The 25,567-nt window shown below is 58.2% G+C and carries 29 protein-coding genes; 11 read left to right on the top strand and 18 right to left on the bottom strand.

Annotation, left to right across the window (positions count from 1 at the left end):
* The first annotated feature begins 68 nt into the window (after positions 1-68).
* Both AC4FIA_RS13745 and AC4FIA_RS13740 read left to right on the top strand, forming a co-directional pair.
* The gene (locus tag AC4FIA_RS13745; RefSeq protein ID WP_490366330.1) at positions 69-1,469 is read left to right on the top strand and encodes a selenium-binding protein SBP56-related protein; all 1,401 of its coding nucleotides are present in this window, start codon (positions 69-71) and stop codon (positions 1,467-1,469) included.
* A gap of 2 nt (positions 1,470-1,471) precedes the next feature.
* A complete protein-coding gene (locus tag AC4FIA_RS13740) occupies positions 1,472-2,131 on the top strand; it encodes a hypothetical protein (RefSeq protein ID WP_490366329.1) in 660 nt (219 codons plus the stop codon).
* 26 nt (positions 2,132-2,157) lie between these two features.
* On the opposite strand, the gene AC4FIA_RS13735 is transcribed toward AC4FIA_RS13740, so the two are convergent.
* The 8 genes from AC4FIA_RS13735 to fnrL form a co-directional block, all read right to left on the bottom strand.
* Positions 2,158-2,970, bottom strand: coding sequence for a DUF2189 domain-containing protein (locus AC4FIA_RS13735; RefSeq protein ID WP_490366328.1), 813 nt, complete (start codon positions 2,968-2,970; stop codon positions 2,158-2,160).
* 96 nt (positions 2,971-3,066) lie between these two features.
* The gene (gene ccoP, locus AC4FIA_RS13730; protein WP_490366327.1) at positions 3,067-3,933 is read right to left on the bottom strand and encodes a cytochrome-c oxidase, cbb3-type subunit III; all 867 of its coding nucleotides are present in this window, start codon (positions 3,931-3,933) and stop codon (positions 3,067-3,069) included.
* Positions 3,933-4,127 (bottom strand): cbb3-type cytochrome c oxidase subunit 3, encoded by a 195-nt coding sequence (locus tag AC4FIA_RS13725; RefSeq protein WP_103910901.1) that lies wholly within the window; start codon positions 4,125-4,127, stop codon positions 3,933-3,935. The genes ccoP and AC4FIA_RS13725 overlap by 1 nt, the downstream gene beginning before the upstream one ends.
* 12 nt (positions 4,128-4,139) lie before the next feature.
* Positions 4,140-4,865, bottom strand: coding sequence for a cytochrome-c oxidase, cbb3-type subunit II (ccoO, locus tag AC4FIA_RS13720; RefSeq protein ID WP_490366326.1), 726 nt, complete (start codon positions 4,863-4,865; stop codon positions 4,140-4,142).
* 12 nt (positions 4,866-4,877) lie between these two features.
* Complete coding sequence (gene ccoN / locus AC4FIA_RS13715) at positions 4,878-6,476, bottom strand: cytochrome-c oxidase, cbb3-type subunit I (protein WP_490366325.1); 1,599 nt, start codon at positions 6,474-6,476, stop codon at positions 4,878-4,880.
* 217 nt (positions 6,477-6,693) lie between these two features.
* Entirely contained in the window at positions 6,694-7,833 is a 1,140-nt protein-coding gene (locus tag AC4FIA_RS13710) for a glycosyltransferase family protein (RefSeq protein ID WP_490366324.1), read from the bottom strand.
* Positions 7,823-8,617 (bottom strand): hypothetical protein, encoded by a 795-nt coding sequence (locus AC4FIA_RS13705; protein WP_490366323.1) that lies wholly within the window; start codon positions 8,615-8,617, stop codon positions 7,823-7,825. The genes AC4FIA_RS13710 and AC4FIA_RS13705 overlap by 11 nt, the downstream gene beginning before the upstream one ends.
* Positions 8,618-8,758: 141 nt before the next feature.
* On the bottom strand, positions 8,759-9,499 hold the full coding sequence (fnrL, locus tag AC4FIA_RS13700; RefSeq protein WP_287474894.1) for a transcriptional regulator FnrL: 741 nt from the start codon (positions 9,497-9,499) through the stop codon (positions 8,759-8,761).
* A gap of 58 nt (positions 9,500-9,557) precedes the next feature.
* On the opposite strand from fnrL, the gene hemN reads away from it, so the two are divergent.
* Positions 9,558-10,901, top strand: coding sequence for an oxygen-independent coproporphyrinogen III oxidase (gene hemN / locus AC4FIA_RS13695; RefSeq protein ID WP_490366322.1), 1,344 nt, complete (start codon positions 9,558-9,560; stop codon positions 10,899-10,901).
* Here the strand turns inward: hemN and AC4FIA_RS13690 are convergent, their stop codons facing one another.
* On the bottom strand, positions 10,902-11,786 hold the full coding sequence (locus tag AC4FIA_RS13690) for a lytic transglycosylase domain-containing protein (RefSeq protein ID WP_490366321.1): 885 nt from the start codon (positions 11,784-11,786) through the stop codon (positions 10,902-10,904). It abuts the gene before it with no gap.
* A gap of 132 nt (positions 11,787-11,918) precedes the next feature.
* Here AC4FIA_RS13690 and ftsY point away from each other — a divergent pair, with 132 nt between their 5' ends.
* The 3 genes from ftsY to AC4FIA_RS13675 all read left to right on the top strand — a co-directional run bounded on the left by ftsY (position 11,919) and on the right by AC4FIA_RS13675 (position 14,784).
* Positions 11,919-13,157 (top strand): signal recognition particle-docking protein FtsY, encoded by a 1,239-nt coding sequence (gene ftsY / locus AC4FIA_RS13685; RefSeq protein WP_490366320.1) that lies wholly within the window; start codon positions 11,919-11,921, stop codon positions 13,155-13,157.
* 88 nt (positions 13,158-13,245) lie between these two features.
* Positions 13,246-14,145 carry an EamA family transporter gene (locus AC4FIA_RS13680; protein ID WP_490366319.1) on the top strand — a complete coding sequence of 300 codons (900 nt, stop codon included), beginning with the start codon at positions 13,246-13,248 and terminating at the stop codon, positions 14,143-14,145.
* 36 nt (positions 14,146-14,181) lie between these two features.
* A complete protein-coding gene (locus AC4FIA_RS13675) occupies positions 14,182-14,784 on the top strand; it encodes an inner membrane-spanning protein YciB (RefSeq protein WP_490366318.1) in 603 nt (200 codons plus the stop codon).
* Here the strand turns inward: AC4FIA_RS13675 and AC4FIA_RS13670 are convergent.
* Positions 14,781-15,215, bottom strand: a complete 435-nt coding sequence (locus AC4FIA_RS13670) for an Lrp/AsnC family transcriptional regulator (RefSeq protein ID WP_287474899.1) — start codon at positions 15,213-15,215, stop codon at positions 14,781-14,783. The genes AC4FIA_RS13675 and AC4FIA_RS13670 overlap by 4 nt on opposite strands.
* A gap of 183 nt (positions 15,216-15,398) precedes the next feature.
* On the opposite strand from AC4FIA_RS13670, the gene AC4FIA_RS13665 reads away from it, so the two are divergent.
* The 3 genes from AC4FIA_RS13665 to AC4FIA_RS13655 all read left to right on the top strand — a co-directional run bounded on the left by AC4FIA_RS13665 (position 15,399) and on the right by AC4FIA_RS13655 (position 19,524).
* Positions 15,399-16,562, top strand: a complete 1,164-nt coding sequence (locus tag AC4FIA_RS13665) for a type III PLP-dependent enzyme (protein WP_490366317.1) — start codon at positions 15,399-15,401, stop codon at positions 16,560-16,562.
* A gap of 36 nt (positions 16,563-16,598) precedes the next feature.
* A complete protein-coding gene (locus tag AC4FIA_RS13660) occupies positions 16,599-18,893 on the top strand; it encodes a xanthine dehydrogenase family protein molybdopterin-binding subunit (protein WP_490366316.1) in 2,295 nt (764 codons plus the stop codon).
* A gap of 163 nt (positions 18,894-19,056) precedes the next feature.
* Positions 19,057-19,524 (top strand): CoA-binding protein, encoded by a 468-nt coding sequence (locus tag AC4FIA_RS13655; RefSeq protein WP_490366315.1) that lies wholly within the window; start codon positions 19,057-19,059, stop codon positions 19,522-19,524.
* A gap of 42 nt (positions 19,525-19,566) precedes the next feature.
* On the opposite strand, the gene AC4FIA_RS13650 is transcribed toward AC4FIA_RS13655, so the two are convergent.
* From AC4FIA_RS13650 to hisA, 4 genes are all read right to left on the bottom strand, one after another.
* Entirely contained in the window at positions 19,567-19,887 is a 321-nt protein-coding gene (locus AC4FIA_RS13650) for a phosphoribosyl-ATP diphosphatase (RefSeq protein WP_490366314.1), read from the bottom strand.
* Positions 19,884-20,642 carry an imidazole glycerol phosphate synthase subunit HisF gene (hisF, locus tag AC4FIA_RS13645; RefSeq protein WP_490366313.1) on the bottom strand — a complete coding sequence of 253 codons (759 nt, stop codon included), beginning with the start codon at positions 20,640-20,642 and terminating at the stop codon, positions 19,884-19,886. Before hisF ends, AC4FIA_RS13650 begins: the two co-directional genes overlap by 4 nt.
* 4 nt (positions 20,643-20,646) lie before the next feature.
* The gene (locus AC4FIA_RS13640) at positions 20,647-20,943 is read right to left on the bottom strand and encodes a hypothetical protein (RefSeq protein WP_490366312.1); all 297 of its coding nucleotides are present in this window, start codon (positions 20,941-20,943) and stop codon (positions 20,647-20,649) included.
* 119 nt (positions 20,944-21,062) lie between these two features.
* A complete protein-coding gene (gene hisA, locus AC4FIA_RS13635; protein WP_103910919.1) occupies positions 21,063-21,785 on the bottom strand; it encodes a 1-(5-phosphoribosyl)-5-[(5-phosphoribosylamino)methylideneamino]imidazole-4-carboxamide isomerase in 723 nt (240 codons plus the stop codon).
* 158 nt (positions 21,786-21,943) lie between these two features.
* Between hisA and AC4FIA_RS13630 the strand changes: the two genes are divergently transcribed.
* Complete coding sequence (locus AC4FIA_RS13630; protein ID WP_490366311.1) at positions 21,944-22,330, top strand: DUF2147 domain-containing protein; 387 nt, start codon at positions 21,944-21,946, stop codon at positions 22,328-22,330.
* A 93-nt stretch (positions 22,331-22,423) separates the two neighbouring features.
* Here AC4FIA_RS13630 and AC4FIA_RS13625 read toward each other — a convergent pair whose 3' ends face one another.
* From AC4FIA_RS13625 to AC4FIA_RS13615, 3 genes are all read right to left on the bottom strand, one after another.
* Positions 22,424-22,933: a GNAT family N-acetyltransferase gene (locus AC4FIA_RS13625; RefSeq protein ID WP_490366310.1), complete on the bottom strand. Its 510-nt coding sequence runs from the start codon at positions 22,931-22,933 to the stop codon at positions 22,424-22,426.
* On the bottom strand, positions 22,921-23,559 hold the full coding sequence (hisH, locus tag AC4FIA_RS13620) for an imidazole glycerol phosphate synthase subunit HisH (protein ID WP_490366309.1): 639 nt from the start codon (positions 23,557-23,559) through the stop codon (positions 22,921-22,923). The genes AC4FIA_RS13625 and hisH overlap by 13 nt, the downstream gene beginning before the upstream one ends.
* Positions 23,560-23,621: 62 nt before the next feature.
* Positions 23,622-24,203 (bottom strand): TetR/AcrR family transcriptional regulator, encoded by a 582-nt coding sequence (locus tag AC4FIA_RS13615; RefSeq protein ID WP_490366308.1) that lies wholly within the window; start codon positions 24,201-24,203, stop codon positions 23,622-23,624.
* 99 nt (positions 24,204-24,302) lie between these two features.
* On the opposite strand from AC4FIA_RS13615, the gene AC4FIA_RS13610 reads away from it, so the two are divergent.
* The gene (locus tag AC4FIA_RS13610) at positions 24,303-24,911 is read left to right on the top strand and encodes a DUF2306 domain-containing protein (protein WP_490366307.1); all 609 of its coding nucleotides are present in this window, start codon (positions 24,303-24,305) and stop codon (positions 24,909-24,911) included.
* Between the two features lie 4 nt (positions 24,912-24,915).
* Here the strand turns inward: AC4FIA_RS13610 and hisB are convergent, their stop codons facing one another.
* The gene (hisB, locus tag AC4FIA_RS13605; protein ID WP_287474910.1) at positions 24,916-25,503 is read right to left on the bottom strand and encodes an imidazoleglycerol-phosphate dehydratase HisB; all 588 of its coding nucleotides are present in this window, start codon (positions 25,501-25,503) and stop codon (positions 24,916-24,918) included.
* Positions 25,504-25,567 lie beyond the last annotated feature (64 nt).

Here is a 25,567-nt window from a genome sequence, read left to right as displayed (position 1 = left end):
TGAACACAAAAAGAAAGAGACAGAAGCACGAAAGTTAAAACGATAATAGTTCATAGGGAGGAGAAACCATGAATCTAAGACCGGACCCAACGTTCCACGCGACCCCGAAGTTGGCGATGGAGGCGCCGGCAGAAACGCTGGCCTTTACGCTGATGTTGTCCCCCGACGGAAACCAGCCCGATGGTGTGGCGGTGGTCGATGTCGACCCGAATTCCAAGACCTACGGACAGATCGTTCATCAGGTCATCATGCCGAACAAGGGCGATGAATTTCATCACTTCGGCTGGAACGCTTGTTCCTCGTCTCTGTCACCGTTGTCGGGCCATGCCTTTCTTGAACGGCGATATTTGATTGTTCCCGGCATCCGGTCGTCACGCATTTACGTGATCGACGTCAAAGAGCCGCTGAAGGCGAAAATTCATAAGATTATTGAACCCGAAGAAGTCTTTTCGAAAACAGGCTATTCCCGTCCCCACACAATCCACTGTGGACCCGAAGGCATCTACGTCAGCACGCTGGGTGGCGGTGGCGAAGATGGCACTGACGGACCTCCGGGTATTTTCATCATGGACTGCGAAACCTTCGAGGTTTTGGGGCGCTACGAAATGGACCGTGGCGAGCAGGACAAACACTATGATTTCTGGTGGAACCTGCCGCGCGATTACATGGTCTCCTCTGAATGGGGCCTGCCACCGCAGTTCGAAAACGGCATCGTTGCCGAGGATCTGCTGAGCAACAAATACGGCCACAAAATCCACTTCTGGAAGCTGCGTGAGCGGAAGAATGTCCAAACCATCGATCTGGGTGCAAACCATCAGATGGCTTTGGAAATCCGTCCTGCGCATGATCCGTCCAAGGATTACGGCTTTTGCGGTGTCGTCGTCGACACAACCAACCTGCAAGGCGCGATCTTTACGTGGTGGCAAAAGAAAGACGGAACATTCGACGCCAAGAAGGTCATCACCATCGATCCACGCCCCGAAAAGGCAGAAAACCTGCCGCCGCTGCTGCAAGGGTTTGAGGCCGTCCCTCCGCTGGTCACCGATATCGACCTGAGTTTGGACGACAAATACCTGTACGTCGCCTGTTGGGGCCTGGGCGAGATGCACCAATACGACGTCAGCGATCCATTCAATCCGAAACTGACCGGCAAGGTCGAACTGGGTGGCATTGCGCGCGGGGCCAAACATCCTAACGGCAAGCCCTTTGCCTACGGTCCGCAGATGGTCGAGATCAGCTGCGACGGCAAACGCGTCTACTGGACGAACTCATTGTATTCGACGTGGGATGACCAGTTCTACCCCGACGACGAAGGTGGCCAGATGGTTATGGCGCATGTGGGCGAAAACGGCGGTCTGACACTGGCCGAGGATTTCTACGTCGAGTTCCCTGATGGCTATCGCAGCCACCAGATCCGGCTGGAAGGCGGGGACTGTTCCACAGACAGCTTCTGCTACCCCTCCGCCTGAACATGATTGACACATCTACCGCAACGGCCCTCTGGGGGGCCGTTGTTGTCTCTGGCCTGTATCACGGGGTCAATCCGGGCATGGGGTGGCCATTGGCTGTCTCTGCGGCCTTGATGGACCGCCGCCGCAGCAGCCTGTGGCGTGCGCTGGGCGCTTTGGCGCTGGGGCATCTTCTGGCCATGGTGGCTGTTTTGCTACCATTCGGTGCGCTGATGTTTCTGGCCGAATGGCAGGATCCGATCCGGATCGGGGCCGCGCTCTTGGTGATCGCGCTGGGCATCTACCTGTTGTTCAATCGGCGTCATCCGAGGTTTCTGGCGCGTGTGCCGCCATCGCGTCTGGCCCTGTGGTCTTTTCTTGCGGCCATGGCGCACGGGGCAGGGCTGATGTTGGTCCCGATCTACCTTGGCATTTGCCAGACGATTGGAACGGACACAGGTCACACCGCGGCGGCACGCTTAATGTCAGGCAACACTGGTGTTGCGGCCCTAGTGGCCCTTGCTCACACGCTGTCGATGGTGATCGCTGGCGGTATATTCGCCTATGTCGTTTATCGCTGGGTCGGTCTGAAAGCGCTGTCGCGCAGCTGGTTCAATCTGGACTTGGTCTGGGCCCTAAGCCTTGTGTTCGTTGGGGCGCTGTCGCTGGCGACGATGCACTGACAAACTTGCGATGCGTCGTTCGCTAATTATGACCCGATCTTCGGAGCGACTGCCTTCTCGTACAAATGCCATGTCGTGTGTCCCAGAATGGGCAGGGTAAAGATCAGGCCCATGAAGGCGGGGACGAAGGATAGGGTCATTGTGACGGCGATGATCGCTCCCCAACCCAGCATAACCACGGGGTTGCGTTTCACCACGCGGACGGATGTGATCATCGCGGTGACAAAGTCGATCTCGCGGTCCAGCAACAGGGGCATGGCGACGACGGTGACGGAAAACAGAACCGTCGCCAGAAATGCACTGACAAGGGTTGCGATGATGACAAAGGTCCAGCCCTCGGATGTGAACAGCACGACCTCGAAAAAACCCTGAAGGTCCGAGAACGCGGCGTGTTGCAGGGTGATCACCAGCACGGTGCGGAACTGATAGAACCAGACCCACAGGATAAACAGCGTCACGAACGCCATCCAGACCATCTCGCGTTTGCGCTGATTGGCCATGACGGTCAGGATATCGACCCAGCCGAAACTGGTGCCTGCCTTGAGCCTGCGGGACATCTCGTAGAGCCCGGCGCAGGCAAATGGCGCGACAAGGGGGAAGGCGATGGCACCGGGGACGATCATCCAGATCTTGCCCATCCACAACAGCGCCCAGACGAAGAAGATCCCGAAAAGCGCATAGAACAGCCCGAAAAATCCGCTCATGACCGGACGAGCGAGGAAGTCGGAAAACCCGGCCTTCAGCGCTGCGCGGATGTCCTCGGCGGTGACGGTTTGGGGCTGCGGCATAGCCGGAGGCTGTTGGTTTTGCGGGGTGGTGCCAGTGGTGCCGGATGTCATGAATGCTTCCTCCCTTAACGAAAAAACCGGAGACAGGTGTGAGACGTGCCTCCGGTCAGTGGGGAAAAAGGGGCCCGAAGGCCCCTCATGGGACAATTACTCGCCGCCGCCCAACTGGTGGACGTAGAGAGTCACTGCTTTGATTTCCGCTTCGGTCAGGCGCGGGCCCCATGCGGGCATCACGCCAAAGCGGGCATTCGAGATGGTTTCCTGAACAGTTTCGCGATCGCCGCCATAAAGCCAGATCGCATCTGTCAGGTCAGGCGCGCCCAGATCGACGCTGCCTTTGCCATCGTCACCGTGGCACGCCGCGCAGTTCGAGGCGTAGCTTTCTTCGCCTGCCGCTGCGAGAGCCGAGTCATGCACTGCGCCGGACAGCGACAGAACATATTCGGCGGTGGCTTCGATCACGTCAGCTTCGAGAAAGTCGCCAAAGGCGGGCATTTCCGAAAACCGTGTGTCGCCATCGGGTTCATAGCGGATGCCATGACGGACGGTGGCTTCGATCGCTTCAAGGCTACCGCCCCAAAGCCAGTCATCGTCCAGAAGGTTCGGATAACCTTTGGCACCCGCTGCACCCGAGCCGTGGCACTGCGAACAATTGGCCCGGAAGACCGCCGCGCCACCTGCGACGCCAAATTGGTGGGCGGGGTCTTCGGGCGCCAGCGTTGCCAGATCGGCGTTCGCCAGCGTTGTTGCGACTTCGGCGTTACGGGCATCCACCGCCGCGATTTCTTCGGCCACTTGTGCGCGGGTCGAATAGCCCAGCACACCCGAGGTCGCCGAAGAGATCATCGGCCATGCCGGATAGGCGATGGTATAGGCGATGCCCCAGATGATGGTGATGTAGAAGGTCCACAACCACCACCGCGGCAGCGGGTTGTTCAGCTCTTCGATGCCATCCCAGCTGTGGCCGGTTGTGCCGATGCCGTCTTGTGCGTCTTGATTGGCATTGTCGGACATCACGCGTCCTCCTTCATTGGTGCCGCGTCAAGATCGGCGGCGATATCGTTACGAAGCGGGATGCCGGCGATCTGCGCATCTGTCTCGCGGCTGCCCGGGCGGAAGGCCCAGACAATCGCGCCGATGTAGAAGGCCGTCATCGCCAGCAGAACCCAGCTATCCGCCAGTTCACGAAGCCAAGAATACGTATCCATATCGTGACCTCCTTAGCGGCTGGCGTCGGCAGTGAAGGTCGAGAAATCGACCAGCGTGCCAAGCATCTGCATGTAGGCGATGATCGCATCCATCTCGGTCAGTTCGGGCTGACCATCGAAGTTGGACACAACAGCACCCGGATAGCGTTCGACCAGACCATCCCAATCCGAGTCCGGATCAGCCTGTGCACGGAAGTCCATCCGCGCTTCGGTGATCATTTCATCGGTGTAGGGGACGCCGACCATGCGGTGGGTTTCCATCAGGTCGCCGATGTGTTTGCCGTCCAGCTTGGTATCCGCAAGGAAGGCATATTTCGGCATAACGCTTTCAGGTACGACGGACTGCGGGTTTGTGAAGTGATCCACGTGCCACGCGTCCGAGTAGCGCCCACCCACACGGGCCAGATCAGGCCCTGTGCGTTTGGACCCCCACTGGAACGGGTGGTCGTACATCGACTCCGCCGCAAGGCTGTAGTGGCCATAGCGTTCGACCTCGTCCCGCATGGGGCGGATCATCTGGCTGTGGCACACATAGCAGCCCTCGCGGACATAGATATCGCGACCCGCCAGTTCCAACGGAGAGTAGGGGCGCATGCCGTCTACTTCTTCGATGGTGTTCTCAAGATAGAACAGCGGGGCGATTTCCACGATGCCACCGATGGTCACGACGAGCAGGGAGAACGTGAACAGCAGTGTCGGGCTGCGTTCAAGGATGGCGTGTTTGTTAAGGACAGACATCTTGCTAGCTCCTTATTCTGCAGGTGTCGCGACAGCGGTGCTGTCTGTCTGTGGCTGACGGATTGTCTTCCACATGTTCCAGACCATGATCAGCGCACCGGACAGATAGAGCAGCCCGCCGAAGGTACGCAGGACGTACATCGGGAACTTGGCGCTGACGGTGTCGGCGAAAGAGTTCACAAGGAAACCCTGCGCATCGACTTCACGCCACATCAGGCCTTCCATGATGCCGGTGACCCACATCGACGCCGCGTACAGAACGATGCCGATGGTCGCCAACCAGAAGTGCCAGTCGATGGCCTTCATGGAATACATCTGGGCACGGCCCCACAGACGCGGTGTCAGGAAGTACAGAGCACCGAAGGTGATCATGCCGTTCCAGCCCAGCGCGCCCGAGTGTACGTGGCCGATGGTCCAGTCAGTGTAGTGGCTCAGGCTGTTGACCGCGCGGATCGACATCATCGGACCTTCAAAGGTCGACATGCCGTAGAACGCAAGGCTGATCACGAACATCCGGATGATCGGGTCCGTGCGCAGCTTGTCCCACGCGCCGTCCAGTGTCATCAGGCCGTTGATCATGCCGCCCCAGCTGGGCATCCACAGGATGATCGAGAACACCATGCCAAGGGTCGAGGCCCAGTCAGGCAGCGCGGTGTAGTGCAGGTGGTGCGGACCAGCCCAGATATACAGGAAGATCAGCGCCCAGAAGTGGATGATCGACAGTTTATAGCTGTAGACGGGGCGTTCGGCCTGCTTGGGCACGAAGTAGTACATCATGCCCAGGAAGCCCGCTGTCAGGAAGAAGCCCACAGCGTTGTGGCCGTACCACCACTGGGTCATCGCATCTTGAACACCGGCAAAGACCTGAACCGATTTGGAACCCCAGATCGACACCGGAATGCTCAGGTTGTTGATCAGGTGCAGCATCGCCACGGTGATGATGAAGGACAGTAGGAACCAGTTGGCCACATAGATGTGCTTTTCCTTGCGCCGGATGACGGTGCCAAGGAAGGCCACAAGGAAGGCGACCCAGACGATGGTCAGCCAGATATCCACGTACCACTCAGGCTCGGCGTATTCTTTGGACTGCGTCGCACCCAGCAGATAGCCGGTTGCGGCCAGCACGATGAACAGCTGGTAGCCCCAGAACACGAACCACGCGAGGTTGCCACCGAACAGACGCACACCGGACGTGCGCTGGACGATGTAGAACGACGACATGATCAATGCGTTGCCGCCAAACGCGAAAATCACCGCAGAGGTGTGCAGCGGGCGCAGGCGACCGAAGTTGGTAAAGGGCTGGGCCCATTCAAAGTTCAGGACCGGAAAGGCCAACTGCGCGGCGATGAACACGCCCACAAGAAAGCCCGTCACGCCCCAAAAGGCGGTGGCGATGGCACCGGCACGGACGACACCGTCCATATAGCCGTTCGCATCGACCAGCGGTTTAGGTTCGTCTACTTTTCTAAGCTCGTAGAAAAACAGACCGGCCGAAACACCCATAATGATCAGCGCATGAACCATGTAGGCAAGGTCATGAGCTTTGTTCGCAGCAATAGCCGCGAAAAGGGCGATCAGGCCGTAAAGGGTGGTTTTAGTAAGTCCCCACATAGCGTTCCCCGATTCGTTATCGCACGAGGGAGGAGCCCCCGCGCAGGCTTGGATGCCTCCGCTTTTGCAGGGATCGGGCTGGGGCCACCTTGATTCAGGTCAAGTTACGGGATTTTGAATCATGCTTAATGGTGATGTGTGTCAAACTGCCCCTTCTCGTCCGCGAGAGGGGGCTTTTTTTGTTTGGGCGGTCGCAGTCAGGCGTGCAAACCCAAAGCTAGCGTCCGAGCCACTGCATGACTTTTCTATATATTCGGTGGTGAGGTGTATTGTGAATGTAATGCATTACTCGAAAAAGCTCGGCACGAGTTTGCGAACCTTGGGCGAACATGTGAAACTCTCGCCGAAGTGCTAAAATCATTTCGGGGTCGAACAAGTCGGGCGCTGTGTGTCTAGGGCTCTTACTGGTTTCGATATTATCGAAAAACTTTTCAAACCAATTTGAAAGCCTGAATTCTTCTATTCGATTTGAAAGGCGATCCAGGTCAGCAACTGCCGTATCGAAGCCGCTTCGTATCTCATCCTTCAGTATTTCCGCCGTGATCTTTCGGTTGCAGCAGCGGCCAGAAAAATTATGCTCTGCTGCCTTTGTAAAATTACCTTCGTTAAGCCAGCCCGGCCCACCGAAGTGATCGTAAACGTACACCGGGCGTTTCGCGGCCAGTGCATATTGGACAGTTTTGCCAATGCTAATGATCGCGTCGTGCTCTGCGATCAGTTCAGGAGTGACGCGTACCCGTGTGCCTTGTAAGCCGACAAATGTCACCATAACCCCGTCGGCTTCTAGTAACTTGAAGCTTAAGCGAACTTCGTCTGGAAGATGGTTCGAAACCACTAGAATACGGCTTAACATTCGCTCATTAACCGGTACTGCAAAAAACGCGTCCGGTGCAGGATTTGGCATCAACCTCAGGCGTGTGTGGTCCAAGCCCAACTCTCGCATTTTGCTCATAGTTTCTTGGCTGTTACACAGAAATGCGTCGCCAAACAAAGACTCGATTTGAGGGCCGGGGAATTCAATCTCCGCAAAGGGAGAAAGATGCCCAAAGACTATAAGTGGTAATTCGGCGGCAGGAATGTCGAGTAATTGATCAAGAAAGCAGGTTATGACTTGGTGTTGGCAATACACAACATCGAAGTCACTAAGGCCGATTGCTTTGCAATCGGGTTCGAAATGCACTCCGATGGCATGGAGATTTGCACAAAAATCAGGTTGGGAATAGCTTGCATGAACAGTGACGGATGCGCCTCGTCTGATGCACTCCTCGGCTAGCTCGAAGATAACAAGTTCGCTGCCTGCCCATTGAAACAACTGCCCGGTCAGAAGCAAAACTTTTGAACCGCTTTCAATTTTCATTGTAGTCATTTTCCAGCGGATCGTAAGTCGAAAACTCGTTCGGGACACAAACCATTTGATACTCTCCCTTGCCTGGAAAGACGAAGGTCTCTGGGTAACTCCACGATAGAATTTTGTTTTTCACGGTGTCCAGAAATGCTGTGTCCGTCGTACTTGTGTTCGCGAATTTGCTGGTAAAATCGGATCTGACAAAATTCATGTGATACATAGCGATCGAACTCTCATCGAACAGATGATGACGGCGTGGCCAATTCCATATCCGTCTCGTAGGATCAGTCATCTCAACAGGATAACGTGCTGCGCCGGTTCTTGTCAGAAAATTGATTTTACAGATGAATGGCACCATCGTTGTGTCGAGGCATCGGTATTGCGGACTTTTTAAGTGAAAAAAACTTGGGACAGTGCTGGTGTGAATATTCTTGTTTTTAAGAAAAGCCTTGGCCTCTTCGAACTCTTGTTTTCGATAGAATTCGTCAGCATCCATTGAAAGGAAATGGGAGCAGCGTTTGGTTTTACACCTGTCCAACCCGATTTGCCGTTTTCGCGTTTCGTTGTTCGCCCGCGGCTTGTCCAGGTCGGGCTTGAACATCACGCATTCGTCGATGAGGTTGCTCTCTTTGGCTTCTCGCAGCACTGAACGCGCGGAATCAGAACACGGTTCGCCAGAGTTTGAGAGCTCTTGAAAAACAACGCAAATGTAGCTCGCGGAATTTCGAACGCTTCGAAGGCTTGCGAGCAGATGCTCTTCACCGTTGAAAAAATTGTAAGCTATTCCAAGCTGCATATAAAATCACTCTATTACATTTACCGAGCGCATAGCTCCGCTCAAATGTGACACCAAAAGGCCAAGCGCAATTTCTAAATTTGTTGAACGCTAGCCGCCGGTGGCGATCAGCGCAAGAAACAGTGTTTCAGGCGAGAAAAATCAAACAATCATCCCGCCGTCTTCATCATCGCCAGTCTCGGCCAGTAGGGCCCCCAGATCGGGGATGGTGATGGCGCGTTTGCCTTCGATGCCGATGATGCCGTCGTTCTTCAGCTTGGTCAGCTGGCGGCTGACGGTCTCAATCGTCAGGCCCAGATAGTTCGCCATCGCTTCGCGCGTGATGGGCAATTCGATGCGGGAGGAATTGCCCATGACCTCGCCATCAGGGCGGATCGTGCGTTTGACCATCAGGGTCAGCAGCGACGCAATCCGTTCGCGCGCGGTCTTGCGGCCCAACAGAAGCATCCAGTCCCGCGCCGCGTCCAACTCGTCCAGCGCCATTTCCAACAGCCGTTCGCGCACGTGGGGCAGTTCCTCAAGCAGCTTTTCAAACGGCTTGCGCTGGAAGCAGCACAGCGTCACATCCGACACCGCCGTCACATCATATTGCAACGTGTCGCGCCCCGGGCGGCCGATGAAATCGGATGGCAGCAAAAGCCCCACCATCTGCGTGCGCCCGTCCTCGATCGACCGTGTCAGCGTTGCTGTGCCCGCCACGATAGAGGCCACGTTCTGCAACGGCTCGCCCCTGATCGCGATGGTCTGGCCCGCGGGATAGGATTTGTAAAACTTGATCTTGTTTAGTTGCTCAAGCTCGTCGGTTTCGCAACGGGAACAAACAGCACGATGCCGGATCGGGCAATCACCACACTCGGAAAATTCGATTTTTGCAGTGTTCATGGCGTGCCTTTGATCTGGGTCAAGGAAAGTGGTCGATCTGTTCCCTAGCAAGAACACCATGGAACATAAAACGCACCTTCGTCGTCTGGGGCTATTTGACGCTAAAGTCCCGAGATTCACAAGCTACCCGCCTGCAAATAGGTTTTCGGGTGACATTGATGTCGCGACGACCCAAAGCTGGCTGACCGCCACGCCACATGGGAGCGAGGTGTCGCTCTACATCCACATCCCGTTTTGCCGCAGGTTGTGCTACTTCTGTGCATGCCGCACGCAAGGCACCAAGACAGATGCACCGTTAGAGCGTTATGTGCGTACCTTGATCGCAGAAATCGACATGGTGCGCGAACAGCTTCCGGTTGATGTCACCGTGCGCCGTCTGCATTTCGGCGGCGGCACGCCTACGTTGTTATCGCCAGACTATCTGACCGCATTGCTAGATGCCTTGCACGGGTCATTCGGGCTGGACGATCTGGATGAGTTTTCGGTCGAGATCGACCCGACCGAGGTGGACAAGGCCCGCATCGATGTTCTGGCCCGCTACGGCATGAATCGCGCCAGCCTTGGCGTGCAGGACTTCGATCCGCGTGTGCAAAAGGCCATCGGGCGCGAACAGGGGTTCGACACAACCCGCGCCACAGTCGACATGCTGGCCGAGGCCGGTGTCGACGAGGTGAACATCGATCTTCTTTACGGGTTGCCCTTCCAGACCATGGGCAGTCTTGAAAAGACGATTGATCAGGTGCTGCAACTGAATGCATCGCGCCTTGCGCTTTATGGCTATGCGCATGTGCCATGGGTGTCGAAACGTCAGGTGGTCATCCCGTTCGAGGCGCTTCCAGATCCTGAAACCCGTTTTGATCTGTTCGAACGCGCGCAAAAGCTGTTGTTGGGGCAGGGCTATCTGCAGGTGGGCATCGACCACTTTGCCCGACCACACGACGGTCTGGCCCGCGCGATGATCGACCGGCGACTGGCGCGCTCTTTCCAGGGCTATACTGATGACCGCGTGCCGCGTCTGATCGGGCTGGGGGCCTCATCGATTTCGAAATACCCCGAAGGCTATGTCCAGAACCAGCCCGCAACGGCGATGTATCAGGGCATGATCGAAGCAGGCCGTCTGGCCGCCGCCCGTGGTGTCGTTCTGACGCCCGAGGACTGCGCTCGAGGTGCGCTGATCGAACAGTTGATGTGCTACTTCGATGCATCGCTGTCCGCCTTGCACGATCCCTATCCGGCGGCGGGCCAATGGTTGGCCCATCTTGCCGATGAATACCCGGAAGCCATCGATTTCGACGGCGACCGTCTTTCACTGCGCCGATGGGCACGTCCCTTGGTTCGGATCATGGCCGCTCAGCTGGGCCAGACCCGCACCACGCCCGATACCTACAGTGCTGCTATCTAATCACTTGTTCGCATAGACGGCGCAGTGACAGCCTGATTTCCGCAACTCCGCGCAGAGCGTCCACGCGCTGTTGCGATCCGGCCTGCCGATCCGCGCAATGATATAGCGACCACTGGCCGATGCGCGGCTTTTCTCGGACAGGTAATCCACTTTTTCCTTGGTCACCTTGACCCGACAGGCCGAGGGTAGGGATTTGATCTTGCTCTGCGCATGGGCCTTGGTCGTCCCGAACCCCACCTGCACGCCCCACGGCTTGATCGCAGGCTCGGGCCGTTTGAACGCGGTCAACCGACGGTTCAGCGCAAGATCATGGCAGGCGCGGTCAAAAGCCACGTCCTTTTGCAGCGTGAAATCATGCGCCTTGGGGGGGGCATCGCGCCACGTCTCGGCCGTCAGGCCGGTGATGATTTGCACATAATCAATGGTTTCCCGAGCCAGACCGCCGGTACCGTCAATCAACCCCTCGGCTCGCCGCTCGCCCCCGTTATAGGCCACCGCCGCCAACCCCTCATTGCCGAACCGGCGCACCAACTCGCCCAGATACTGGGCGGAAAATTCGATCGCCATGGCGGGGTTGTAGCTGTCCTTCAGCCCGCGCAACGCTGCGGTGCTGTCGATAAACTGTGCGATCCCGCGGGCATTGGCATGGGACAGTGCGTTGGGATCGAACCGGCTTTCCTGCCACAAAAGTCGTGCAAGGAAATGCGGATTCAGCCCGTTGCGATCCGAAAACTTCTCAATCGCCTGACAGGTGTCATGTGCAAAATGGCTGGGGCGGATGCATTCCTTTTGGCCGAACGTCCCCGAACTGCACAGCGTCCCCGGCTCGGCCCAAGCGACCGAGGCAATGACAAACCAGAACAGAACACCGATAAAATGACGCACAACACCTCAGAAACTGTGCCAGAGGGGCAGTTTGCGTCAACTCACACTTTTCACTCCGCCCGCAAGGGATTAGGTGGGAGATAAGGCTTTTCGGCGGGCACATGCCGAAGATGCAGCAGTGAAGGAGTGTGAATGTCCTTTTTCGGTAAGCTCAAGCAGCGTTTGATGCGGTCCTCGTCCAAACTGGAAGAGGGGCTCGATGCCATTGTCGCCGAAGGCGCAGAGGAAGAAACGCCCCCTCAGCCCGAACCGGCAGCAGTGCAAACGTCTGACCCCGAAAAAACGCCCGAGCCTGCACCCGCCGCCGATCCCGCACCTGTCGAGGAGACGCCAGAGACGGTCGCGGACATCACACCGGAACCGGCTCCAGAGCCTGTCATCGAACCCGAACCTGTGCTCGAACCAGAGCCCACGCCCGAACCGACACCAGAACCCGAGCCGGTCCTCGCGCCGGAAACAGTCGTCGCCGACAGCCCCGAGCCTGCCAAACCCGGTCTCATCGGCCGCCTCCTTGGTCGCAAAGAACCATCCGAGCCGCGTCGCGTCCTTGACGACGACATGCTGGAACAGCTCGAAGAACTGCTCATCGCCTCGGATATGGGCGTCGACACCGCGCTCCGCGTCTCGGCCAACCTTGCAGAAGGCCGCATGGGCAAAAAGGTCTCCACCCGCGAAATCAAAGACCTGCTTGCCGCAGAGGTCACCCGCATCATGGAACCCGTGGCCAAACCCCTGCCGCTTTACCCGACCAAACCGCAGGTCGTGCTGGTCGTGGGCGTAAACGGTTCGGGCAAAACCACCACCATCGGCAAACTCGCTTCGCAATTCCGCGCCGCAGGCAAAAAGGTTGTCATCGCCGCTGGCGACACCTTCCGCGCCGCCGCCGTCGAACAACTTCAGGTCTGGGGTGACCGGGCAGGCGTGCCTGTCCTGACAGCGCCCGAAGGCTCCGACCCCGCCAGCCTTGCTTTTGACGCCATGACTCGCGCACAGGCCGACGGCGCGGACCTTCTGATGATCGACACGGCAGGCCGCCTGCAAAACCGCGCCGATCTGATGGAAGAACTGGCAAAAATCGTCCGTGTCATCCGCAAAAAAGATCCCGACGCGCCGCACAACACGCTGCTCGTCCTCGACGCCACCACCGGCCAGAACGCAATCAGTCAGGTCGAAACCTTCCAGAAACTGGCCGATGTCTCGGGGCTTGTTATGACCAAACTCGACGGCACCGCCAAAGGCGGCGTTCTGGTCGCACTGGCCGATAAATTCGGCCTGCCGATCCACGCCATCGGTGTCGGCGAACAAATCGACGACCTCGCTCCCTTTGATCCACAAGACTTCGCCGCTGCCCTGACCGGCAAAGACCTCTGATCTTCATCTGTCCACAAATACTCCGGGGTGAATTGGCCAAAGGCCAAGAGGGGCAGCGCCCCTCCGCCCGGCAGACAGGCCGCACACTATGAGCGACTATCTCATCTCTCTCGAAGGCACCGAGGCAGGGCATAATGCCGCCCTCATGCTGGCACTGCTTGCGGCCTTCCTCCACGCCCTCTTCGGCGCGTTGCAAAAAGGCCGTCACGACCCGTGGCTCAGCCGTGGGGCAATCGACGCCAGCTATGGCCTGATGGCCGCGCCCTTTGCGCTCTTTGTGGTTCCATGGCCCGAACAACATATGTGGCCAATCTTTGGGATCGTGTTCTGTATACACCTGATATACAAGATTTTACAGGCATATGCCTACACCAAGGGCGCCTACACCGTGGTCTATCCCGTGGTCCGCGGCACCGGCCCGCTCTTCACCGTCATCGGCGCCTATATGCTTTTTGGTGAAACCTTCACGCTGACCCAATGGGCAGGCGTGGGCGTGTTGATCTCGGGCATCTTCGGGCTGGCGATCTACAACTACATTTTCCTTGTCACCGAACGCGATACGCTGAACATCGCGTTGTTTTTCGCGGTCTGCACAGGGCTTTTTGTAGCGCTCTACACCACCTATGACGCCTACGGCATCCGCGCGACCGCCGACCCGTTCACCTTCCTTGCGTGGTTCTTCATGATCGATGGCATTGCCATGCCGATCTATGCGGCGTGGCGCTATCGCAAGATGGCGGACAAACCCGACCTTGGGCCTTTGGCGCTGCGTGGTTTTGTGGGCGGCATCGTCGCGTTCTTCAGTTTTGGCGCGATTATGCTGGCGACCCGTCTGGACAAGGTGGGCGAAGCGGCCGTCTTGCGCGAAACATCCACCGTTTTTGCCGCCCTCATCGGCTGGCTGGTGCTGAAGGAAACCGTGGGTCCGCGTCGCATCGCCTTGATGGCGCTGATCGCTTTGGGCGCGGTCATCGTTGAGTTCGGCTGACATCCGGCCCATATAAGCGAAAGCAGGAGGCACCCAATGGCAGAACGTGATGTGAACCCGATGTTGAAAACCGCGCTCGAGCTCGGCCCCGTGCTCGGGTTCTTTGTGGCCTATCTCTGGCTCAAGGATCACGTCTTTACCATCGGCGGCACTGAATATGAGGGATTTATCGTTGTCACAGCGGGCTTCATCCCTGTGCTTCTGGCCTCGATGGGGGTGCTTTGGTACCTGACGGGTCACCTCAGCCGGATGCAGATCATGACGGCGGTTCTGGTGGTTGTCTTTGGCGGGCTGTCTGTCTGGCTGAACGATGAACGGTTTTTCAAGATGAAACCGACGCTGATCTACTTCCTGTTCGGCGGGCTTCTGGCCTTTGGTCTGGCCCGTGGCCAAAGCTATCTACGGACCGTGATGGAGGGGTTGATGCCCCTTGAACAGGAAGGCTGGATGATCCTGACCAAGCGCGTCATGCTGTTTTTCTTTGCGCTCGGGATTGCCAACGAACTGGTCTGGCGGTTCCTCAGCACCGAAACGTGGGTCTATTTCAAAACCTTCGGCCTGTCCGCCGCTCTGTTTGCGTTCTTTATGCTGCAGGGCAAGCTGTTTGCTAAATACAGCGTGGACGACGACGCCTCTTAACCCGAGCGTTCGATTTTCGTCGACAGGTGGATCAGGCTTTCCGAGCTTTTGACCCCTGACGCCTGACCGATCTGGTCCAGCACGAAATCCAGCGCCTCGGTCGAGGGCGAGGATACCTCGACAATCATATCCACGCGGCCTGAAACTGTGTGCACCGATTCAATCCCTGCCAGGGTTTTCAGGCGTGACAGCACAGACGCGCCTGCGTTCGGTTCCACGCAAATCATCACCGTCGCACGGATCGCGGATTTCAGCATTTCGCCTTTGCGGATGGTGAAACCGGCAATCACCTTGTTCGTCACCAGCCGGTCAATCCGCGCCTGAACCGTCGTGCGGGCAATCCCCAGACGCCGCCCGAGTTCGGACACCGGCGTGCGCGCGTTTTGCGCCAAAAGGACAATCAGCTTTCTGTCTGTATCGTCTAACTGCATGCCAGCCTCTTTTGTTTCGAAACCTTTGAAAGCCGCAGATCGGCACATCCATCGTCATATTTATTGTTTCTTCCGTCAATACGCTAAAACAAACTGACGAATTCGTCCAACTGCCACATGAAATCGACTGCGAAGCGGTGAACACTTGGGGAAAGACACACGAACGCAAAGGTGCCTATGTCGATGCAGGACAACGATTTTTCCCGGATCATTGCCTATGTGAAATCAGAAATGCCGGACGATCCGGTGCATTTCTTTCATCCTCGACATCTCGACCACGCGGTTAAAACGTTCCAGACCGGATTTGGCGGCATGCTGACCTATGCGGTCAAGGCAAACCCCGATCCGCTGGTCATCGCGCCGATGGTCGAATTGGGGATGCAGGGCTTTGACGTGGCCTCGCCTGCGGAAATGGCGTTGGTGCGGTCGGTGTCGGATACCGTTGCCTTGCACTACAATAACCCTGTTCGTTCCCTGTCCGAAATCGCAGCGGCGGAACGGCACGGCGTTCGGTCGTGGTCGGTTGACCGCGAAGATGAACTGGCCAAGCTGGCGCATCTGCCGAAGGGGCATGAGATTGCGGTGCGCCTGCGCTTGCCTGTGAAGGGCGCAGCCTATGATTTCGGTGCGAAATACGGCGCCGACCCTGAAACGGCGGTTATGCTGCTGCAAAAGGTGCGCGACATGGGTCTGACCCCGTCGATGACCTTCCATCCCGGCACGCAATGCGATGCTTCGGGCGTCTGGGCGCAGTACATTCGCGCCTGTGCCGACATTGCTGCCCGCGCGGGCGTCACCCTGCGCCGCCTGAACGTGGGCGGGGGCTTTGCCGCCAACCGTTTGGGGATTTCGCCCGATCTGTATCGCATCTTCCGCGAAATCGATCAGGCCGTGGACGAAGGTTTTGGTGCAAACCGCCCTGAATTGATTTGCGAACCGGGCCGCGCGCTGGCGACCGAGGCGTTCAGCCTGCTGGTAAGGGTCAAAGCGATGGATGAGCGTTGCATGACCCTGAACGACGGCATCTATGGCGGGCTGGCCGAATGGCGGGATCTGTCGGTCGGCAACCGCATAACCTGTTTCGCCCCCGACGGCACCCTGCGCCGCGCAGACGGCATGGAGCGTATCGTCTTTGGCCCGACCTGCGATAGCCTTGATTGCCTGCCCACGCCCTTGGCAGTCCCCGGCGATCTGAGCCCCGAAGATTACATCTTGATCAGCGGCATGGGCGCCTATTCGCAGGCCACCGCCACGGGCTTTAACGGCTATGGCCACAGTCACGTTGTTTGCCTTCAGGATCACGACACATTCGATAGGGGGGCTGGACACCGCCACGCTGCCGCCTAAAGTCCCTATGACAGCGAAAAGCTAACAGGGACAATCATGGAAAAGTTCGGCAAAAGCCAACCGGTCAAACGGGTGGAAGACATCCGCTTTCTTAAAGGCGAAGGGCGTTACATCGACGACATCGCCGATGAAAACGCGCTGCATTGCGTGTTTTTCCGGTCGTCCGTGGCGCATGGGGATATCACATCGCTGGACGTGTCCGAGGCCCGCGCGGCTGATGGCGTGCATCTGGTTCTGACCGCTGATGATCTGGCCGAGGCCGGTATCACCAAAGGCTTGGTCACCTCGATGGTGCCCAACCACGACGGCACAACAGGCCCGACACCCCGCCGACCCGTTCTGGCCGAAGGTCGCGTGCGCTTTGTGGGGGAACCCATTGCACTGGTGGTGGCCGACAGTATCAACGCCGCCAAAGACGCCATCGAACTGATCGAATGCGATATCGAAGACCGCCCCGTCCATCTGGACTTGCAAGCAGGCGGCGACCCCATTCATGACGAAGTGCCGGACAACCGCGCCTTTGATTACGCCTTGGGCGATAAGGACGGGACTGATGCGGCCTTTGCCAAAGCGGCGCATGTCGTGTCGCTTGAGGTCGGCGATAACCGTATCATCTCGAACCCGATGGAAACCCGCGCGTGCACAGCCATTTGGGATGGCGAACGCCTGCATATGGGCATCAACGGGCAGGGCGTGTGGAACTTCAAAACCCAACTGTCGCGCATTCTGAACCTTGATCCAGAGGCGGTGCATGTGACCACGCCGGACGTGGGCGGTGGGTTCGGCACGAAATCCATGACCTACCCCGAATATTTTGCCATCGGTCAGGCCGCCCGTGTGCTGGGCAAACCACTGCGCTGGATGGCGGAACGCGGTGAAGGGATGCTGACAGACAACGCCGGCCGCGATCTGGTGTCGCTGGCCGAACTGGCCTTTGACGAAGACCTGCGCATTCTGGGCTACCGCGTGCACACCCGCAGCAATCTGGGGGCCTATCTGTCGCAATTCGGGCCGCTGATGCAGACGTTTCTATTCGCCCGCGTATTGACCGGCGTCTATGACTGCAAAAATGCATACCTGCGTAGTGAAGGCATCTTTACCAACACCACGCAGGTCGATGCCTATCGCGGCGCGGGCCGCCCCGAGGCCAACTATCTGCTGGAACGGATGATGGACCGCGCCGCGCGCGAGCTGAACGTCGACCCATGGGAGCTTCGCCGCCGTAATTTCATCGCGGTGGATCAGTTCCCCTACGATACGGTGTCGGGCGAAACCTATGACGTGGGCGATTTCAAACGCGTTCTGGCACGGGGCGAGGAAACATCGGACCGGACAGGTTTTGCCGCCCGCCGTGCCGCTAGCGAAGCGCAGGGCAAACTGCGCGGGCAGGGGCTGTGTTACTACATTGAATCGATCCTTGGCGCGTCGGATGAGGACGTGAAGATCGAGTTCACGGAAGATGGCGCAATCATCTATGTCGGCACCCAGTCGAACGGGCAGGGGCACGAAACGGTCTTTGCCCAGTTCCTGTCGGATCAAACGGGCATCCCGTTTGAAAAGATCAAAGTTGTACAAGGCGACAGTGACCTGATTTCCAAGGGCGGCGGCACAGGTGGGTCGCGGTCTGTTACCGTACAGGCCAACGTCACGCTGAAAGCGGTCGCTGGCATTGTCGAGGCTTTCAGCGATTTCCTGTCCGATGAAATGGGCGTGCCCGCGTCGCAGATCTATTTTGACGACGAACGCTTCCGTGCCGACGGATCGAACTTGTCGCCCACCATGCTCGAGGTCGCAGAGCTTGCCCGTGAAAAGGGGCGCGATGATCTGCTGACCCATTCCGCCTATGCCCAGCTAGAGGCACGGTCCTTCCCGAACGGTGCCCACGTGGCCGAGGTCGAGATTGATCCCGACACAGGCCATGTCACGCTGGATCGGTATTCGATTGTCGATGACTTCGGCAATCTGGTGAACCCGATGCTGGTTGAAGGGCAGGTGCACGGCGGTGTTGTCCAAGGCGTCGGTCAGGCGCTGTGGGAACAGGTGGTTTATGATGAAACCGGCCAGCTACTAAGCGCGAGTTTCATGGACTACGCCATGCCGCGCGCCAAAGACGTACCGATGTTCAGCTTTACGACCGAAGCGGTGCCATCAACAGCGAACGTTCTGGGTATGAAGGGCTGCGGCGAGGCAGGCACAGTGGGATCGATGGCGGCTGTGTCCAACGCGGTGCAGGATGCGCTGTGGGATCGTGGCGTGCGTCAGGCCGATATGCCGTTCACGCCGTTCCGTGTCTGGGACATGCTGAACGGGCAGAAAACCGCCGCCGAATAGGCGGTTTCGCCTCACGCTTTCTTGAGCAGGGTTTAAAAATCCATGGAAAACCCCATCTCTTTGACAGGATCGCAGGGCCGGAACCCCTGTGAAACCTTCACTGTCCCTCGTTCCGAACCTGGCGCCCGACATGGATTCGGGCGCCTTTTTTGTCTGGAAACCAATGACCTACAGTGACGACTATCTGAAAAAGATCCTTGGTCGCGCCAAAACGATTGCCGTTGTTGGGGTGTCGACGAACTCTGTCCGCCCGTCTTATTTTGTGGCGCGCTACCTGTCGCTGAAGGGATTTACCGTCATTCCGGTGAATCCCGGTCACGCGGGCAAAATGCTGTTCGGTCAGACTATTCGCGCGTCACTGTCCGAGATTGATCGCCCCGTCGACATGGTCGATATCTTCCGCAAATCCGAAGCGGTGCCGCCCATCGTGGATGAGGCGTTGGAAAAGTTTCCCGACCTGCAAACCATCTGGATGCAAATCGGCGTGGAAAACCCCGAGGCTGCCGCCGTGGCAGAAGCGCGTGGTGTGGATGTGGTGATGAACCGCTGCCCGAAAATCGAATACCAGCGCCTGTTCGGCGAGTTGCGCATGGGCGGGTTCAATACCGGCGTGATTTCATCCAAGCTGTAGGTATTTTCTGTCCAAAAATACCTCCGCCGGAGGCGCCGAAGCCTAGGATGTCGGGCGCGACGCCTTTTCGGCAAGCCCCGATTGCGACTGGCGGCGTTCCAGTTCGGCCAGCACATCGGCCAGAGCCACATCGCGGGATTTCAGCATGACCAGCAGGTGAAACAGAACATCTGCTGCCTCGCTTGTCAGGCCCGCCTTGTCGTTCTTGACCGCTTCGATCACGGCCTCAACCGCCTCTTCCCCGAATTTCTCGGCGCATTTCTCGGGGCCTTTGGCCAACAGTTTCGCGGTCCAGCTTTCGTCTGCGCTGGCCGCTGCGCGATTTGCGATGATCGCCTCTAGGTCTGTCAGGGAAAAGCTCATAGCCGCACCGGAATGCCCGCATTGGCCATGTGGGCTTTGGCCTCGGCGATGGTGTAATCGCCGAAATGAAAGATCGACGCGGCCAGAACCGCGCTTGCGCCGCCTTTGGTGACGCCGTCAACAAGGTGGTCAAGGTTGCCCACACCGCCCGATGCGATCACAGGTACCGGAACCGCGTCGGAGATCGCGCGGGTCAGCGGCAGGTTAAAGCCCGCCCGCGTGCCGTCGCGATCCATCGAGGTCAGCAGGATTTCACCTGCGCCTTTTTCCGCCATCAGCTTGGCAAACTCGACCGCATCAATGCCGGTTTCGCGGCGACCGCCGTGGGTGAAAATCTCCCACTTACCGGGGGCCACGGTTTTCGCGTCAATCGCCACAACGATGCATTGGCTGCCGAACTGGTCGGCGGCGTCGGCCACAACATCGGGGTTGGCCACAGCGGCAGAGTTGAAGCTGACCTTATCCGCGCCCGCCAGCAGCAGGTTGCGCACGTCTTTTACGGTGCGCACGCCACCGCCCACGGTCAGCGGGATAAAGCACTGTTCGGCTGTGCGGGTGACCACGTCATACATGGTGTCGCGGTTTTCGTGGGTTGCCGTGATGTCGAGAAAACAAATCTCGTCCGCGCCAGCGGCGTCATAGGCGCGCGCGGCGTCCACAGGGTCGCCTGCATCCACCAGATCGACAAAGTTCACGCCTTTGACCACGCGGCCTTCGGCCACATCAAGGCAGGGGATGATCCGGGTTTTCAGCATAGGCTCAGTCCTTTTGTCGTGACCGGATATGCCTGCTGAGATCGATAAGCGCAAGAACAGCCAGCACCAAGACGCATCCAAAGGCAACGGGCAGTGTCGCCAATGCAAACCATCCCGACACAAAGGCGCTGGATAAGGTGCCGCCCCAGTCGTGGCCGTCAACAATACAGGGGTTCGTCCAGCCTTCGTGCAGAATGCACCCGTGGCGCGCCGCGAACCAGCTGGACCAGATAATAAGGAAAACGGGGATCAGGCAGATCAGGATGATTAGCGGCAAAATCCAGTAGGCCAGCCGTTTCATGGCTTTGGCCCTTGGTAAGACGCGCAAATAGGGCGACGTGGGACATCAAAAGCATAAATGAAAAACATGTGAACCAGAGTGATCCGATTCGCATGCAAAATCCAGATTTTGGAGGGCGATCAGCCTTTCAGCAGCGCCAGCGCCTCGGCCAGATCAATCGCACCGTCATAAAGCGCACGGCCCGAGATCGCGCCAGCGATTACACCAGTATCGCGAAGCGCCGTCAGATCGGCGAGCGACGACACGCCGCCCGATGCGATAACGGGAATCGACACGGCGCGGGCCAGTGCCTCGGTCGCCTCGATGTTCGGGCCGCCCATTGCGCCGTCGCGGTTGATGTCGGTGTAGATGATCGCGGAAACGCCAGCGTCTTCAAAGCTTTTCGCCAGATCGGTTACCATCACATCGGTTTCTTCGGCCCAACCTTTGGTCGCCACTTTGCCGTTACGGGCGTCGATGCCCACGGCCACGTGACCGGGGAACGCCTTGGCCGCTTCGCGCACCAGATCGGGGTTTTCGACGGCCACGGTGCCAAGGATGACGCGCTGCAATCCCTTTTCGATCCATGCCTCGATCGTCGCCATATCGCGGATACCACCGCCCAGTTGCGCGGGAACGCCGGGGCAGGCGGCCAGAATGGCCTCAACCGCAGCACCGTTCACTGGCTCGCCCGCGAAAGCGCCGTTCAGATCGACCAGATGCAGCCATTCACAGCCCGCATCCACAAAGGATTTCGCCTGATCTGCGGGTTTATCGTTAAAAACGGTCGATTTTTCCATATCGCCACGCAAAAGGCGCACGGCTTGGCCGTCTTTAAGGTCAATAGCAGGATAGAGGATCATAGCGAGGGCCCTTTTAAAACTTGGCCGCTCTTTTGCACGGGATCGCCAGATATGCAACGCGACCTTGCGTCAGAAGGCCCTTGGGCGACCTAGCGTCAAGCTTGATTTGAAAGCCCTGTTTGGATCAGACTTTTTACAGTTTTGGGAGGAGAACCAACATGAAGAAGTTTCTGGGCATCGTGACGGGCCTTGTGCTTGCGGCGTCTGCGGCAACGGCGGACCCCATCAAAGGCACGTGGAAAACCGAAGTAGATGACGGCTCTTACGCCCACATCGGTCTGAAATCCTGTGGCGACAAAATCTGCGGTACAATCGACAAGACGTTCAATTCGTCCGGCGAATACCAGTCGCCCAACCTTGGCAAGGTTCTTGTGATCAACATGGAGCCCAAAGGTGGCGGCAAGTACGAAGGCAAAGTCTGGCGTCCTTCGAACGACAAAATCTACATGGGTAAAATGACCCTGAGCGGCAACAAGCTGAAGCTTCAGGGCTGTGTGGCTGGTGGTCTGTTGTGTTCCAGCCAGAACTGGACCCGCGTGAACTGATCACGACTGGAACTTTCCTAGGCAAGAACGCGCGTCGAGCAACCGGCGCGCGTTTTTCTTTGTGTGTTTAGTGCGGTCTTTACGCCAGTATACTCAAAGTATTTCAAGATTCAGAACAAGTTTCAGAATATGTTGCGGCCCCGCGCCGCCGTCTTTGTAGACCAGTCCAGTGTCGGCCCAGCCGTTGGCAAGATACACATGCTTGGCGCGCGGGTTTTCGAAATTGACCGTCAGGAAGGCGCGTTTGGCGCTGTATACTGAAAGTATATATTCCGGCAGAGCCGCCATCAGCGCCTTGCCGTATCCCTTGCCTTGATACTGCTGCCCGACAATCACCATCCGCAGACCAAGGTCGCCGTCCTCATAGCCGCATTGGGCCAAGGGGGCTGTCGGCACACGCAGGTGATAACCGCGATCCAGTTTGAAGAACCCGACGATTTCGTCAGCGGCCAAAGCGCAGTGATAATCGCACTCCAGTTCGTCCTCGGCCGTGACCTCTTCGATCCGGCCGCCAAAGCGCAACTGATCTTCGGGAAGCTGAAGGTGATAGACCTGCTCCACATCCGCGCGGGGCAGGGGCATCAGCGTGATTACGGCTTCCATGTCAGGAAGTTTGCGATCATCCGCAGGCCGGTCTCGGCGCTTTTTTCGGGGTGGAATTGAAAGCCCACGCGGTTGCCGGTGCCGACAATCGCGGTGATGTCGCCACCATAGTCCACATGCGCGATGCGCTGCGACAGATCGGTCATATGCATTTGATAGGAATGGACAAAATAGGCGTGTTCGCCGGTTTTAACACCGTCCAGAACGGGGTGCGCCTGTTCGATCACCAGATCGTTCCAGCCCATGTGCGGCACTTTCAGCGTCGGATCAGAGGGGGCGATTTTTTCGACCTCGCCATCAATCCAGCCAAGCCCGTCTGTTTCGCGGTATTCATGCCCTTTGCGGGCCATCAGCTGCATGCCGACGCAAATGCCCAGAAACGGGACGCCGCGTGTTTCGACCGCCTCAACCATCGCATCGAACAACCCGCCCGAGCCTTTCAACGCCTCGGCGCAGGCAGGGAAGGCGCCGTCACCCGGCAGGACCAGACGATCGGCCCGAGCCACAACATCGGCGTCCGACGTCACAATCACATCGCCTGCGCCGACTTCATCCGCCATCCGGCGAAAGGCTTTGTCGGCGGAATGCAGGTTGCCGCTTTCGTAGTCGATGATCGCTGTGAGCATGCGGAGCCTCCTTTGGGGGCGGGTGTCTTTTGCCGCTTGGGTCGCGCGAAACGGGGGCGGCGTCAAGCAGGCTCTTGGCCGATATGCCGCAGAAGAGCAAGGATCGCATCATCCGGCGGAGGCGTGTCCCCGAGCCGTCCGTGCAGTTCCAAAAGCGCAAAGCCATGAACAAGGGACCAGACCTGGGTTTCGATGATCACAGGGTCGGTGCCGGGCGGGACAAAGGGGGCGCAGGTGTCGCGCAGAATGCTGTAAGACGTTGACGCGTCGCGCTTTGACTCCGGTTCTTTGCGCTGAAGGCAGAAGATCATCTCGTACAGCGCAGGCTCGGCGCGGGCGAAGGCAAGATAGCCGCGACAAATGCCCAGCAGTCGCCCATGCGCCGTGTCGTCAGAGGCCGCGGCGTGGGTGCGCATAAAATCAGAAAACCGCGCAAAGGCCTCTTCTGCGATGGCCCATTTCAGCCCTTCGAGGTTCCCGAAGTGATGGGCGGGGGCCGCGTGTGAGACGCCAGCAAGCGCGGCGCATTTGCGCAAGGAAAGCGCATCAAGACCGCTGCTGCGCAGGATCTCGATCCCCGCTTCGACCAGCGCGGCATGGAGGTTTCCGTGATGGTGGCGGGATTTGTCTTTGGTCAATTCCATGGGGACGGGAATAAAACAGCAAACTTGACGGCGTCAAGTCTTCTCGATTATGACGGTGTCAAGTTGACACTGTAAAGATTCGATTGAAGGAGATTGAAAATGTTAGAACGGGCACGAATTTCGATGTTCTGGATTCTGTCGTTGGGCGTGGCATTGGTGTCGTGGCGGTTTTTGGTGTTCGGGGTCGAGGCCTCGATGCCGGCCATGGCGCATTTCCCCGAGACACAGAAGTTGGCGCTGTACCTACATATCGGCCTAGCGCCAGTGGTGCTGGCGCTTTTGCCGTTTCAGTTCTGGAAAGGCCTACGTGCGCGCAGGCCAGCACTGCACCGTTGGTTCGGGCGGCTGTATGTGCTGCTGATCGTTGTGTCGGGTGTGGCCGCGCTTGTCCTTGCCAGCGGGACCCGCGCCGGACCGGTGGCAGGCGTGGCCTTTGGCATTCTGGCCGTGCTTTGGATCGCGGTTACGGTGCAGGCGGTGCGGTTGGCCATGTTGGGACGGATCGCAGAGCACCGGCGCTGGATGGTCCGATCAGCCGCGCTGACGCTGGCGGCGGTGACACTGCGGGTTTATTTGCCGTTTCTCGCGATGGGGTTCGGGTTCGAGACCGGATACCTGATAGTGTCGTGGCTCTGCTGGGTGCCGAATGCGCTGATCGCAGAGTGGATACTGTGGCGAAAGGGGGCGGCCCGGCTTCGGACCGCCTGAGGGGTTACAGCGCGCCTTTGGTCGACGGGATCGCGTCGGCTGTGCGCGGGTCGGTTTCAAGCGCCACCCGCAGCGCGCGGGCCACGGCCTTGAACGCGGCCTCTGCGATGTGGTGGCTGTTGAAGCCATGCAGCTGATCGATGTGCAGCGTGATGCCGCCATGTGTCGACAATGCTTGGAAAAATTCGCGCACCAGTTCGGTGTCGAAAGTGCCGATTTTTGCGGTCGGCATGTCCACATTCCACACAAGGAAAGGACGGCCGGACAGATCCAGCGCGCAACGTACCTGCGCGTCATCCATAGGCAAGTGGCATTCGCCGTAGCGACGCAAACCGCGCTTGTCGCCCAGTGCCTGTGTCAGGGCCTGACCCAAGGCGATGCCGGTGTCTTCCACGGTGTGGTGATCGTCGATGTGGTAATCACCCTTGGCGCGGATGGTCATATCGATCAGCGCGTGGCGCGATAGCTGATCCAGCATGTGGTCGAAAAAGCCGACACCGGTCTGGTTGTCGTACTTGCCCGTCCCGTCGAGATTGATCTCGACCGAAATGTCGGTTTCAGCGGTCTTTCGCGTGATCTTGGCGCTGCGCATGTCAACGATCCTTCGTCTGTCTCGGGGCGCTTATAGGCAGGCAGGACGATCAGGGAAAGCCATG

This window comes from Thalassococcus sp. (genome assembly GCF_982780845.1).
This window is presented reverse-complemented; position numbering and strand designations above follow the sequence as displayed.